The organism is Duganella sp. LjRoot269, from assembly GCF_964254095.1.
Taxonomy (GTDB): domain Bacteria; phylum Pseudomonadota; class Gammaproteobacteria; order Burkholderiales; family Burkholderiaceae_D; genus Rugamonas; species Rugamonas hordei.
Genome location: NZ_CAXUSL020000001.1, coordinates 1,685,925 through 1,698,753, shown reverse-complemented (window position 1 = coordinate 1,698,753; position 12,829 = coordinate 1,685,925). Strand labels below are relative to the sequence as shown.

General features: G+C 64.8%; 10 protein-coding genes. 2 read left to right on the top strand and 8 right to left on the bottom strand.

Features of this window, described 5'->3' with window-relative positions; all coding sequences use genetic code 11:
- Window positions 1-7: 7 nt before the first annotated feature.
- Complete coding sequence (locus ACSQ3S_RS07505; RefSeq protein ID WP_436142005.1) at window positions 8-916, bottom strand: LysR family transcriptional regulator; 909 nt, start codon at window positions 914-916, stop codon at window positions 8-10.
- Window positions 917-1,017: 101 nt separating this feature from the next.
- Between ACSQ3S_RS07505 and ACSQ3S_RS07500 the strand changes: the two genes are divergently transcribed.
- Complete coding sequence (locus ACSQ3S_RS07500; protein ID WP_436142004.1) at window positions 1,018-2,232, top strand: MFS transporter; 1,215 nt, start codon at window positions 1,018-1,020, stop codon at window positions 2,230-2,232.
- The gene (locus tag ACSQ3S_RS07495) at window positions 2,229-2,441 is read left to right on the top strand and encodes a DUF2783 domain-containing protein (protein WP_436142003.1); all 213 of its coding nucleotides are present in this window, start codon (window positions 2,229-2,231) and stop codon (window positions 2,439-2,441) included. Before ACSQ3S_RS07500 ends, ACSQ3S_RS07495 begins: the two co-directional genes overlap by 4 nt.
- A 20-nt stretch (window positions 2,442-2,461) precedes the next feature.
- On the opposite strand, the gene ACSQ3S_RS07490 is transcribed toward ACSQ3S_RS07495, so the two are convergent.
- The 7 genes from ACSQ3S_RS07490 to ACSQ3S_RS07460 form a co-directional block, all read right to left on the bottom strand.
- Window positions 2,462-3,274: an isocitrate lyase/PEP mutase family protein gene (locus ACSQ3S_RS07490; RefSeq protein WP_436142002.1), complete on the bottom strand. Its 813-nt coding sequence runs from the start codon at window positions 3,272-3,274 to the stop codon at window positions 2,462-2,464.
- Between the two features lie 8 nt (window positions 3,275-3,282).
- A complete protein-coding gene (locus ACSQ3S_RS07485) occupies window positions 3,283-4,257 on the bottom strand; it encodes a sensor domain-containing diguanylate cyclase (protein WP_176654535.1) in 975 nt (324 codons plus the stop codon).
- A gap of 49 nt (window positions 4,258-4,306) precedes the next feature.
- Entirely contained in the window at window positions 4,307-6,679 is a 2,373-nt protein-coding gene (locus ACSQ3S_RS07480; RefSeq protein ID WP_436142001.1) for a DNA polymerase II, read from the bottom strand.
- A gap of 106 nt (window positions 6,680-6,785) precedes the next feature.
- The gene (locus ACSQ3S_RS07475; RefSeq protein ID WP_436142000.1) at window positions 6,786-9,281 is read right to left on the bottom strand and encodes a TonB-dependent receptor; all 2,496 of its coding nucleotides are present in this window, start codon (window positions 9,279-9,281) and stop codon (window positions 6,786-6,788) included.
- Window positions 9,282-9,526: 245 nt separating this feature from the next.
- Complete coding sequence (locus ACSQ3S_RS07470; protein ID WP_176654538.1) at window positions 9,527-10,600, bottom strand: LacI family DNA-binding transcriptional regulator; 1,074 nt, start codon at window positions 10,598-10,600, stop codon at window positions 9,527-9,529.
- Between the two features lie 190 nt (window positions 10,601-10,790).
- Window positions 10,791-12,029 (bottom strand): acyl-CoA dehydrogenase family protein, encoded by a 1,239-nt coding sequence (locus tag ACSQ3S_RS07465; protein ID WP_436141999.1) that lies wholly within the window; start codon window positions 12,027-12,029, stop codon window positions 10,791-10,793.
- A 10-nt stretch (window positions 12,030-12,039) separates the two neighbouring features.
- Entirely contained in the window at window positions 12,040-12,744 is a 705-nt protein-coding gene (locus tag ACSQ3S_RS07460) for a histidine phosphatase family protein (RefSeq protein ID WP_176654540.1), read from the bottom strand.
- Window positions 12,745-12,829: the final 85 nt, after the last annotated feature.

The following is a 12,829-nucleotide window of genomic DNA, read 5'->3' as shown; positions in this document are numbered from 1 at the left end:
GCAGCACTCACGCAGCCGTAAAAAGCTGCGCGCGGCTGCGCAGGCGGGGCGCGACGAAATCCAGGAAGGCGCGCAATTTCAATGGCAGCGGCGCCTGTCCTTTGTGCACCAGATTGATGGGTAACGGCGCCGACTCGAACGCCTCAAGCACGACGCGCAGCGCATCGCCGCGCAGGGCGTCCGCCACCTGATAGGACAACACGCGCACCAGTCCGACGCCCAGCATCGACGCCGCGATCGCCGCCTCCGCCGTATTGACGGCAAGCCGAGAATGCACGGGCACGGCCAACTCCGACTTGCCCGCCCCGAACACCCAGGCGCGCTTGGATGCAAGCACTTCGAAGGTGATGCACTCATGGCCGGCAAGGTCGCGCGGCTTGGCCGGCAGGCCATGCGCCGCCAGATAGGCCGGGCTGGCGCAGACCACCCGGCGCACCGCGCCCACGCCCGTCGCGACGAAGGTGCTGTCGGGCAGTTCGCCGATGCGGACCGCGACGTCGGCCGCTTCGTCCATCAGATGCACCACACGGTCCGTCAGCACCAGATTGACGTCGATCTCCGGATACTGCGCGAGAAACTCCGCCACCACCGGCACCACGTGCAGACGTCCGAACACCACGGGCGCAGTGACCACCAGCTCGCCTTTGGGCACCGCATATTCCCCCGTCGCGGCGCGCTCGGCCTCGCCGATTTCCTCGAGTATGCGCCGGCACGCGGCCACATAGGAGGCGCCGGCTTCCGTCAGCGACAGCTGCCGCGTCGTGCGGTGAAGCAAACGCGTCTTCAAACGGGATTCCAGTTCCGCCACCTTGCGGCTGACCGTCGCCAGCGGCATGCCGAGGCGGCGCGCCGCGGCCGACAGACTGCCCGCGTCAACGACAGCGACCAGGACAGACATGGATTCAAGACGGCTCATCTGACTCTATCAAATTATGGAAGGATGATTCCCGATCTTATGGGATTCTCTTTGTGTATGCAAGCACGTAAGCTGCGGCCATACATTGAAAGGAAAGCGTCATGAGCAGCCAGCCCCAGTCTATCCCCTCCGCCAGTCCGGAGACTCCCGCGATGGCGTCGCGCGGCAAGATCGTCATGATGGCGGTCATCGCCGGCGCGGTGATCACCAACGTCTATTGCACGCAGCCGATCCTGCCGCTGATCAGGGCCAGCCTGGGCGTCGACCTGGCGACGGTCGATCTGGTCGCCGGCGCGGCGCTGCTAGGTTTCGCCACCGGGCTGGCGCTGCTGCTGCCGCTGGGCGACCGTTTCGACCGGCGCAAGCTCGTGCTGGGCCAGATTGCGGTTGCTGCCGGCTTCGGTGTCGCGGCGGCGGTCTCGCCGGGCATCTGGTCGCTGGTCGCGGCGTCGTTTGGCCTGGGCATGGTCAGCTGCGTGCCGCAGCAACTGGTGCCCTTTGCCGCCGTCATGTCGCTGCCCGCCGAGCGCGGGCGTTCGGTCGGCACGGTGGTCAGCGGCATCATGGTCGGCATCCTGCTGGGCCGCACGATCAGCGGCGCGGTGGGTGCGGCCTACGGCTGGCGTGCAGTCTACGGGCTGGAAGCGGCGTTCATGGTCCCGGTCTGGATCGCCGCCGCGCTGCTGTTGCCGCGCGGCGTGCCAAGCACCGACCTGTCCTACGGCCGCTTGCTTGCCTCGCTGTGGCCGCTGGCGCGCGACCATCGTCCGATACGCGAATCGATGATGGTGCAGGCGCTGCTGTGGGCGTGCTTCAACGCTTTCTGGGTCAACCTGGCGGCGCTGCTGGCGAATGGCCCCTGGCACCTCGGCAGCGCCTGGGCCGGCGGCTTCGGCATCATCGGCGCGGCCGGCGCGTTGGCAGCCTCATTCGGCGGCCGCGCCGCCGACCGGCTGGGATCGCGCAGCGTCATCGGCGCCAGCATAGGCATCGTCACGCTGGCTTACGTGCTGCTGGCCGGGGCGGATACGTCGCTGGCCCTGCTGGTGATCGGCGTCATCGTGCTCGACATCGGCGTGCAGTCCGGCCTGGTGTCGAACCAGACGCGCGCCTTCGCGGTCGATCCCAAGGCGCAGGGACGCATCAACAGCCTGTATATGACCGCGACGTTTTCCGGCGGCGCGCTAGGCGTCATCGCCAGCGGCTGGCTGATGACGCGCTTCGGCTGGCACGGCGTGGTCGCGCTGGGCATCGCGCTCGGACTGGCCGCGGCCGCCATCCACCGGTTCGGCACACCCTCAAGGAGCAAGGCATGAACATCACCACTCTCGGCCAGAACCTGGACGACTACGACGCCTTCTACGACATGCTGACCGACAGCCATCAGGACCTCAGCGACGACCAGAGCAAGATACTGAACGCCCAGCTGATCCTGCTGCTGTCGAGCCACATAGGCGACATGGCCGTGCTGCGCCAGGCATTCGCGCTGGCGCGTGTTCACGCTGAAATGACGGAAGCGCACTGAGGCTTTGCGCCACCAGGCCCCTACTTCGCCGGCTTGACGAACAAGGCCTGCAGATCGCCGTAAGGCATCGCCTTGTCGATCAGCGGGCCGGCGCTGCCGGTGGCCAGGAAACCCTTGGCCATCTCGGCGGCGACGGCCCATAGCGCCTGCGGGATGCCGGAGCCGGCGCTCAGGCGGCGCACGCCCAGCTTGTGCAATTCGTCCGCCGACGGCACACCCGGCCAGTCCATCACGTTCACCGGCAGGCCGGCGCCCGCCACCACGGCCTTGATGTCGTCGACCTTGCAGATGCCGGGCACGAACAGGCTGTTGGCCCCGGCGGCCTTGTAGATGGCGGCGCGCTTCAGCACCTCGGCGACGCGCTCCCCTTCCGGCGCCAGTCCTCTCAGATATACGTCGGTGCGAGTGTTGATGAAGATATCCTGGCCCGACTGCGACGCCAGCTTCTTGATGGCGGCGATCTTGGCGGCCAGCGCCTGCGGCGTGCCGTTGCCGTCCTCCAGGTTGATGCCGGCGACGCCGGCCTCGATCAGCCGCAGCGCGTGGCGGGCGACCACTTCCGGATCTTCCGAGTAGCCGTTTTCCAGATCCACCGTCAGCGGCACCGTCAGCACGCGCGCGATGTTGGCGGCCACGCCGAGGGCGACATCGGCCGGCATGTTGTCGCCGTCGGCGTAGCCGGCGGCCCAGGCCACGCCGGCACTGGTGGTGGCGATGGCCGGCGCGCCCAGGCTCTCGAACAGACGCGCGCTGCCGGCGTCCCAGGCGTTGGGCAGGTGTAGCAGCTTGCTGCCGTCGTGCAGTTTTTCAAATGCGGTAAAGCTTGGATTCATGTCGTCTCCTAATGGTTGGTGGTGGTTCTTGTCGCTTGCTTGTTCTTGTACATCTCGGCGTCGCCCCGCGCCAGCAGGTCGGCGATGGCGCCGCGCGCATCGGGCGGCAGTTCTACCTGGCCGACGCTGAAGCGGATGTCGTAGCCGCGCCGGTCCACCTCGTTGCGTTCGTTGATCGCGGTGCGCAGGCGCTCGACCACCAGCGCCGTTTCGTCGCGGTTGGAGTCGATCAGCAGCGCGACGAATTCGTCGCCGCCCAAGCGCGCCGGCAGGTCGCTGCTGCGCAGGACCTTGCGCAGCGTTTCTGCGAACACCTTCAGCGCCCGGTCGCCCTCGGCGTGGCCGAAGGTGTCGTTGATTTGCTTGAAGTGGTTCAGGTCGAAGAACAGCAGCGACGCCGGCTTGCTCATGCGCGTGCACAGCTGCAGCGCCTGCGGCGCCGACGCCTCGAAGCCGCGCCGGTTCAGCAGCAGCGTCAGTTCGTCGACGGTCGCCATCTGCACGGCCGCCACTTCCTGCTCCACCATCGTGGCCAGGTCGCGCAGCAGCGCCACGTCTTCGTCGCCGAAGTTGCGCGGGTCGAAGTCCACCAGGCACAAGGCCCCCAGCCGCGACCCGCCCGGCACCGCCAGCGGATAGCCGGCGTAAAAACGGATATAGGGCGCGGAAGTCACGTAGGGATTGTCGCAAAAGCGCGGGTCGGTCCGCGTGTCCGGCACCACCAGCATGCCGTCATTGACGATGGTGTGGGAACAGAACGACAGTTCGCGCGGCACCGGCGCCGAGGACTGGCCGGCGCAGGACAAGGCATACACGGCGTCCGTGTCGACCAGCGTGACCTTGGCCACCGGGACGTTGAACAGGCGCTTGGCCAGCCGCGTGAGCCGGTCGAAGCGCTCGTCCGGCGCGCTGTGAAGCAAGCCCAGCGAATGCAGGACATGGATACGCTGGGTTTCATTGGCAGGCATCTGCGGTGCTGACATGATGTTCCCTCCGGGCTGTACGTGAAATAAGCGGTCAGAAGATAAGCTGTCAAAAAAGGCTGGCTTGCGCCGTCGTCAGGCTGGTAAAACTGTCGTGCATCGGCAGCAGGATCGAATCGGCGATCGGCTGCAGCTGCTTGGTCAAATAGTGTTCGTAGTCGATGTTCGAGCGCATGACCTCCAGCGGCTCGGGGCCGCCGGTCGTCATCACGTAGCTGATCCAGCCGCCATTCTGGTAGCGCAACGGCCGGTGCTGCGCTTGATTGTACTCGTCGGCCAGGCGCGCGGCACGCACTTGTGGCGGCACGTTGACCTTGTATTCATCGAGCCGCTGGCGCAGGCGCTTGCGATACACCAGCAGCTCGTCGTAGTCCCCGGACAGCGTCTTTTGCGCATATTCGCGCACGAAGTCCTGGTAAGGCTCATCCTTGAAGATGCGCTTGAACAGCCCCTGCTGGAACTGCTGGGCCAGCGGCGTCCAGTCGCTGCGCGCCACCTCGAGGCCGCGGTAGATCACTTCCTCCTCGCCCTTGCCGTTGATGGTCAGGCCGGCGTAGCGCTTCTTGCTGCCCATCTCGGTGCCGCGTATGGTCGGCATGAAGAATTTCTGATAGTGCGTATCGAACTCGATCTCGAGGTGGCATTCCAGGCCGTGCTTTTGCTTCAGCATGGTGCGCCACCAGGTGTTGATCTTGTCGGCCAGTCCCTGCCCTATCGCCAGCGCCTCGCCGTTCTCGTACTCCTTCTTCAGCCAGATGAAGATCGAGTCGGTGTCGCCGTAGATGACGTCGTAGCCTTCCGCCTCCACCAGCTCGCGGGTCTGCTTCATCATCTGGTGGCCGCGCAGCGTGACCGAGGACACCAGGCGCGGATTGAAGAAGCGGCACTCGGTCGCGCCCAGCACGCCGCAGAAGGAATTCATCAGCAGCTTCAGGGCCTGCGACAGAGGCTCGTTTTTGGCACGCTTGGCGGCGTCGCGCTGCTTCCATATTTGCGTGGTGATCTCGGGCAGGCAGTGCCGGGTGCGCGAGAACACGGTGCCGTTGACGCCCTCCACCACGGCGGCCGGATCGTCGGCGTGCTCGCCCTCGATCAGCCCGACCGGATCGACCAGGAAGGTGCGGATGATGGACGGGTACAGGCTCTTGTAGTCGAGCACCACCACCGAGTCGTACAGGCCCGGCTTGGAGTCCATGACGAAGCCGCCGGGCGAGGCGCCGCCGGAGATGTCGCCGACATTCGGCGCGACATAGCCTTCGCGATGCATGCGCGGCAGGTAGTGGTGGCCGAAGGCGGCGATCGAGCCGCCCAGGTGGTCGGCCTGCAGCCCGGTCACGGTGGCGCGCTCGATCATGAAGGCCAGCAGGTTGGCCTTATCGAAGATGCGGGTGACCAGCTCGCAGTCCTTCAGGTTGTAGTGGGCCAGCGCCGGCTTGTCCTCGTGGAAGCGGCGCTCGATCTCCGCCATCTTGTCGTAGACGTCGCCGATGTCCTTGCCCTCGCCCAGCATCGCCTGCGACACGTTTTCAAGGCTGAAGGACGGGAACATCCACGACGCCGCCTTCAGCGCGTCGATGCCGTCCAGTACGATGCGGCCGACCACCGGCGCGAACATATAGCCCTGCTTGCCGGGATGCTCGCGCCATTCGATGGTCTTGCCTTCGCGCCCCAGCGTCAGCGGGATCTTGTGCTTGTCGGCGTTTTTCTGCAGCACGCGCAAATCGAACTGCACCACGTTCCAGCCGACCAGCACATCGGGATCGTGGCTGGCGATCCAGGCGTTGAGCTTTTCGATCAGCTGGCGCGGCGTGGCGCAGTATTCGAGATCGAAATCGATCTGCTGCGACGACTGCTGCGGCTCGCCCAGCATGTAGACCTGCCGCTGGCCGCAGCCTTCCAGCGCGATCGAATACAAGTCCTCGTAGGCGCTGGTCTCGATATCCAGCGACACCATTTTCAGTTTCGGCCGGTAATCCGGGGCGGGCTTGAGCTTGCAGTTGTGGATGGAATGCGCGCCTTCCGGGCGGCCGCCTTCGATCTGCACGCCGGCGGTGATGAAGCGCTCCATCAGGTAGCGCTCGGGCGGACGGATGTCGGCCTCGTACATCTTGATGCCGTGCTCGCGCAGGGTGCGCTCGAGCGCCGTCAGCTGCTTGTAGCGCGAGGAGTAGACGCCGATTACCGGTTGCTGCTCAAACGTCTTGAGCTCCAGTTCGCGCAGTTCGATGCCGGAGTTGGCGTCGATCAGGGCCGAGATGGCGTCACGCTGCCCGGCCTCGGCAAAGGCCACCGAGGTTTGCGCGGTCAGGCGGATTTTCTTCGGGCCGTCGTCGGTCGCCAGCCAGAATTCGAGCTCCGTCCCCTGGGCGGTGTCGCGCCAGTGGCGGGTCAGGATGAATCCTTGTTGGGGTGCGTGCGTCATGCCAGAATTATACTGTATGCGCATACAGGCCGCCCATCCTCAAAAAAAATCGCATGCCCGGGACTGCGGCATGCGATTTCAGGTACGGCTAAAGCCTGGCTGATGCTTAGTAACGCACGTCCAGCTTGACGCTGAAGAAGCGGAACACGTCGCGCGGCGGCACCCAGCTGTTGACCGTGAGCGACGGCGAGGTCGCGGTCGGGCCTTCGCGGAACGACGGGCCGCTGGCATTCGCGTTAGGAATGTAGAAGCGGTCGAACAGGTTGTTGACGCGGAAGCTCAACTGGTAGCGGCCCGACGGCTCCTTGATGCCGAAGCCCAGGTCGGTGATGCTGTAGCCGGCGTTGACCGAACGTGGATCGTTGTTGATGTTGGTCTGGTAGTCGTTCTGGTAGCGCGTGTTGAAGTTGACGAAGCCCTTGAACGGCATGCTCGGAACCAGGAACTCGTAGTTGGCGCCGATGTTCAGCTTGATCTTCGGCGTACCCGGGAACACGCTGTTGTCCAGGTTTTGCACACCGGTGGTCGAGCCGGGAGCGATCGGGAAGCAGGCCGTATTCTGGCCGGCGATCGAACCGTTGGCGGCCAGCTTGGTGGTGCCGACGGCGACGTTGGTGGCGTCGGCGTAGCACGGACCGTTGGCCCACTTCTCGATGGTCGGCAGCGTGAACGCCAGCGCCGCGTTGAAGGTCAGGTCCTTGGCCACCAGCAGATGGCTGTCGACTTCGAAGCCGTGGGTGCGGATGCGCGGGATCGAATTGAGCTGGCTGTAGATGGTCGGATCGTTCGGCAGCACGTAGGTGACGTTTTGCTGGTAGTTGAAGAATTCCGAGTTGTACACCGTCGCGGCAACCGACATGCGGTTGTTGAACAGGTTGGCCTTGGTACCGATCTCGAAGGTCTGGCTGGTCTCCGGACGCACAGGGAATGCCGCCGCCGCCTTCAGGCCGGAGGTCACGTCGTAGGCCTTGCCCTTGTAACCGGTGGCGCCCATCACGTAGACCATCAGCTCAGGCGTGACCTGCTTCTGCAGGCTGACCTTGCCGGTGTAGGCGCGGTCGGCGTTGCCGGTGCTCTGGAACTGGTCCACGCCCACGGCGCCCGGCACGAAGCTGGCGCGGTCGACCTGGTTGGTGTAGTAGTTGCGCGCATAGTGGAAGCCCGAGGTTTCCAGGTTGTCGCGCAGGCCCGCTTCCAGGGTCCAGGTCGGCACGAACTCCCACGACGCCTGGCCGAACACCGCCTTGTTGGTGTTGTAGATGTCGGTGTAGTAGTTGGTCGGGCTGGACGGCGAGGTGCCGCTGCAATTGGTCGGCGCCACGCAGTAGCCGCGGATGAAGTGGCGGTAGATTTCGTTATGCGCCGCCCACAGGCCGGCCACGTACTTGAAGTTGCCCTTGTCCGGCGAAACGTAGCGGATCTCCTGCGTCTTGGTGCGGATGTCGTAGGTGCCGAACTGGTTGTTGCCTTGCGTCAGGGCGGTCTTGCCGGCTTCGGCGATGGTCGGCACGTCGGTGAAGTCCTGGTCGCGGAAGTCGTTGGCCAGGTACTGGTCCACCGAGCTGATCGACATCAGCGTGGCGTCGTTCGGCAGCGTGTACGACACTTTCAGGCCGGTGCCGCGGTCGCTGGAGACCAGGCCGGTCGGGAAGTCGCGGCGCACGTTGCGGTTGTTCGGATCGTTGACGTCGATGCCCGCCAGTACCTTGGTGGCCGGCAGCAGCGCGTTGCCGTTGAAGTAGGCGCCGTCCAGGCCGACCGGCACGCCTTTCAGGAAGAAGCCGTTGATGGCGGTCACGCCCTTGGTGTTTTCCGAATAGTTGTAGTGCGGCGTCAGGTCGACCGACAGGTTGTCGAGCGGCGTCCACTGCAGCTTGGCCAGGAAGGTCTTGCCGCCCGAGCCGTTGACGTCGCGGCCGTCGGTCAGGTTGTGGAAGGTGCCGGCCAGGCGGGTGTTGCTGGCGGCGATGCGCATGGCGAATTGGTCGTTGATGCGGCCGCCCATCGACGCGTTCAGGCGCCATTCATTGTCGTTGGTCAGGTAGGCGCTGCCGCGGTAGGTCATCGGGCCCGACAGCGGCTTGGTGACGATGTTGATCGCGCCGGCCACGGCCGATTTGCCGAACAGCGTGCTCTGCGGGCCTTTCAGCACCTCGATGCGCGATACGTCGGCCAGGTCCTTGAAGGCCTGGAACTGGGTGGCGATGGGGATGTCGTCGATGATGACGGCAACGTCGGACTCGACGCCGATGCCGACCGAGACGGTACCGATGCCGCGCATGAAGATGGCGTTATTGGCGGCCGTGGTGCCGGAACTGATGGTCAGCGACGGCATCATGTTGACCACGTCTTCGATTTCGCGGATGTTGGTGCGCTGGATTTCCTGTTCGCTCATGACGGAAATCGCCATTGGAACGCTTTCCAATTTTTCGACGCGTTTGTTGGCGGTCACCACCACCGTTTCCAGCTCGCCCGGCTTGGCGGTCGCCTGGTCCTGCGCTTGCGCGGTCATGGCGAACAGCGCCAGTGCCAACGCGGACGCCATCGGCGTCATCTTGATGGGTTTCATGGTCGATTGTTGCTTGTAATTGTTGTCAAACACTATTGTCCCCTAATTAACAGATAAAAACTGAGGTGCAGCTGCTTTACGGTGATGTGGCTGGAAGTTAGGTAACCGTTTATTGGTACCGGTACCAGTTGTACGATGACTTAGGTTAATGCATTCCATTTTGTACGTCAATCACTTTTGGGAATGACCGCCATTCGGTTGGAAAATGACGACGGGATGCAACAGATCATAGAAAAAAACCAACTCAGGGAGCGGGCTTCGGAAACGGCGGCGGGCGCTCAGGCGCTCTCGCGCTCCATGATGGAAAAGCCGATGTCGAGGATGGAATCCTGCACCACGCGCTCCTCCGAGCGCTCGAAGATGAAGCGCGCCGCGGTGCTGCCGATCCGGGCGCCGTCGATGCGCACCGTGGTCAGCGCCGGATGCAGGTCGCGCGAAAAACTCAGGTCGCCCAGGCCGACCACGGCCAGCTGGCCCGGCACGGCGATGCCCATCGCCTGCGCCTCGGTCAGCACGCCCAACGCCACCATGTCCGAGCTGCAGAACAGCGCGTCGACGTCCGGATGGCGGGCCAGCAGCTCGCGCAGGCCGGCGCGGCCCATGCCGACGTTGGTCGGCGCCGACACCACCCAGCCCGGCACCGTGGTTTCACCAGGCATAGCCATGCCGAGCGCGACAGCGGTGTCGGAAAAGGCTTTCATGCGGCGCATGGCGCGCTGGTCGTTGGCGCTCAGCGTGGCGACCCGGCGGCGGCCCCGTCCATACAGGTAACGCGCCACGGCCTCGCCCACTTTTTCGTGGGAAAAGCCGATCAGCATGTCGATGGGATTGGGCGTCAGGTCCCAGGTTTCCACCACCGGGATGCCGGAGGTCAGCAGGCGCTGGCGGCCCTGCGGCGAGCGCATGATGCCGGTCAGCACCACGCCGTCCGGCCGGCGGCCGATGATGGTTTCCAGCAGTTCGTCCTCGCGCGAATCCTCGTAGCCGGACTGGCCCAGCATCAGCTGGTAGCCGTATCCGGCCAGCGCCGACGTCAGCGACTGCACCATCTCCAGGAACACGTTGCCGGAGATGGTGGGGATCACCGCCGCCACCAGCCGGCTCTTGCGCGAGGCCAGGCCGCCGGCCAGCATATTGGGCACGTAGCCGGTCTGCTCGACCGCCTGCCGGACCCGCAGCAGGATGGCCTCGGACACCGCGTTCGGCGTGTTGAGCGCGCGCGATGCAGTGATCGGCGCCACGCCGGCCAGCTTGGCGACATCGCGCAGCGTGGTGCCGCCGCTCTTGCGGCGGCTGCGGCGCGCCAGCGGCGGTTCCAGAGGATTGGGGTTGTTGGTATCAGTATCATCCATGAAATGATTCTAACACCGCAACATCAGTTGACTAGTGGACTGTAACGTTTAAATTGGGAGCGAAGGACGCGCAGGCGGCGCGCAGGGCAAGGCGCAAAGCGCAGCGATAGCAGGCTATCGCGAGCATTTGCAACGCAGCCATGCGCGTTGCCTGTGCGGCAGGCGCTACCGATTTAAGCGTTACAGTCCACTAGTGTGCTTTAGTTTCTGCTTTGGTTTTATAGCGCGCCAGTTCCATCTTGCCGATCTGGCTGCGGTGCACCTCGTCCGGACCGTCGGCCAGCCGCAGCGAACGCGCGCCCGCATAGGCCGAGGCCAGGAAGGGATCGGCCATGCCGCCGCCGCCCTGCACCTGGATCGCCCAGTCGATCACCTTGCAGGCCATCGCCGGCGCCGCCACCTTGATCATGGCGATCTCCTTGGCCGCCACCTTGTTGCCGACGGTGTCCATCATGTGGGCGGCGTTCAGCACCAGCAGGCGCGCCTGGTCGATCATGATGCGCGCTTCTGCGATGCGCTCCAAGGTGACACCCTGCTCCGCCACCGGCTTGCCGAAGGCGACGCGGCCCAGACTGCGCCTGCACATCTGCTCCAGCGCGCGCTCGGCCAGGCCGATCAAACGCATGCAGTGGTGAATGCGGCCAGGCCCCAGACGGCCCTGGGCGATCTCGAAGCCGCGGCCCTCGCCCAGCAGCAGGTTGGCGGCCGGCACGCGCACGTTGTCGAAGACGATTTCGGCGTGGCCGTGCGGCGCGTCGTCGAAGCCGAACACCGGCAGGTGGCGCAGCACGTTGACGCCGGGCGTGTCGCGCGGGACCAGTATCATCGACTGCTGCAGGTGGCGGTTCGGATTGTCCGGATCGCTCTTGCCCATGAAGATGAAGATCTTGCAGCGCGGGTCATTGCCGCCGGACGACCACCATTTGCGGCCGTTGATCACGTATTCGTCGCCGTCGCGCACGATGGAGCTGGCGATGTTGGTCGCGTCCGACGACGCCACGTCCGGCTCGGTCATGCCGAAGCAGGAGCGGATGCGACCGTCCAGCAAAGGCTCCAGCCATTCGCGCTGCTGCGCTTCGGTGCCGTAGCGGGTCAGCACTTCCATATTGCCGGTATCCGGCGCCGAGCAGTTGAACACCTCCGGCGCCCACACCGCGCGGCCCATGATCTCGCACAGCGACGCATATTCCAGGTTGGTCAGGCCGGCGCCATGCTGGGAGTCGGGCAGGAACAGATTCCACAGGCCCGCCTCGCGCGCCTTCAGCTTCAACTCTTCCATCACCTTGGTCGGTATCCAGGCATTGCCGGCAGCGCGGTTGGCGTCGATCTCGGCGTGGAAGCGCGCCTCGTTCGGGTAGATGTGCTGCTCCATGAAGGCGGTCAGCCTGGCCTGGAGTTGCTTTACTTTCGGGCTATAGTCGAAATCCATGAAGTGCTCCTTAACGGTACGTGACGGCGCCGGGTTGTCCCAGCCATTCGAGGTGCGCGTAGTTGTTCAGGTAACTGAGCGTGATCTGGCCGGGGCGCTGCAGCAGTTTGGTGACGGCGCAATTGGCCAGCGTCCAGGTCATCTCCATCACCTGATAGTCCTGCAATCCCAGCAGGTGTTGCATCAGCGTGGAGATCACGCCGCCGGAGGTGAACACGATGGTCGACTGGCCGCGGCTGCCGGTGTCGAGGCGCTCCAGCGCGGCCACGCAGCGGCGGCGGAATTCCGGCCAGGTTTCGCCGTAGTCGCTGTCATGCCAGCCGCTCATCCAGCGCTGCATGGCGGCGCGGAACAGATGCTCGAGCGCGCGCTGTGGCTCCACATGGCGCGCCATCATCTCCTTGAAAGCGACGGCGTCGCCGAATTCCGGGCAATGGCGCAGCAGCACCTGGTGATGGTCGAATTCGGCGAAGCCTTCGTCGGTAATCCATTCGGTATCGGCCAGCTGCGGCTTCGGCAACTCGGCCAGGCAGGTATCGGCGGTCTGGCGGTGGCGCGCCATGCCGCCGACCACCACGCGCTGGAACGACTGGCGGCCGTTGGCATACCACTGCCCCAGCAGGCGCGCCTGCTCGTAGCCCAGCGTCGACAGCTGATCGTAATTGGCGCTGCCGAACGAGGCCTGCCCGTGGCGCACCAGATAAATTTGTCCCATTTCGCTTCCGCCGTCAGATCAAAACAGCCCCCAGCTTACCGCCCGGCCTATAATTCATCAAATGAATAGTTTTAATTTGGCCCGA

Bases quoted from the DNA above. Each gene is read 5' to 3' on its own strand.
- ACSQ3S_RS07470 (WP_176654538.1), bottom strand. From the start codon at position 10,600: ATGGATGATACTGATACCAACAACCCCAATCCTCTGGAACCGCCGCTG.
- ACSQ3S_RS07500 (WP_436142004.1), top strand. From the start codon at position 1,018: ATGAGCAGCCAGCCCCAGTCTATCCCCTCCGCCAGTCCGGAGACTCCC.
- ACSQ3S_RS07460 (WP_176654540.1), bottom strand. From the start codon at position 12,744: ATGGGACAAATTTATCTGGTGCGCCACGGGCAGGCCTCGTTCGGCAGC.
- ACSQ3S_RS07485 (WP_176654535.1), bottom strand. From the start codon at position 4,257: ATGTCAGCACCGCAGATGCCTGCCAATGAAACCCAGCGTATCCATGTC.
- ACSQ3S_RS07480 (WP_436142001.1), bottom strand. From the start codon at position 6,679: ATGACGCACGCACCCCAACAAGGATTCATCCTGACCCGCCACTGGCGC.
- ACSQ3S_RS07490 (WP_436142002.1), bottom strand. From the start codon at position 3,274: ATGAATCCAAGCTTTACCGCATTTGAAAAACTGCACGACGGCAGCAAG.
- ACSQ3S_RS07495 (WP_436142003.1), top strand. From the start codon at position 2,229: ATGAACATCACCACTCTCGGCCAGAACCTGGACGACTACGACGCCTTC.
- ACSQ3S_RS07505 (WP_436142005.1), bottom strand. From the start codon at position 916: ATGAGCCGTCTTGAATCCATGTCTGTCCTGGTCGCTGTCGTTGACGCG.
- ACSQ3S_RS07465 (WP_436141999.1), bottom strand. From the start codon at position 12,029: ATGGATTTCGACTATAGCCCGAAAGTAAAGCAACTCCAGGCCAGGCTG.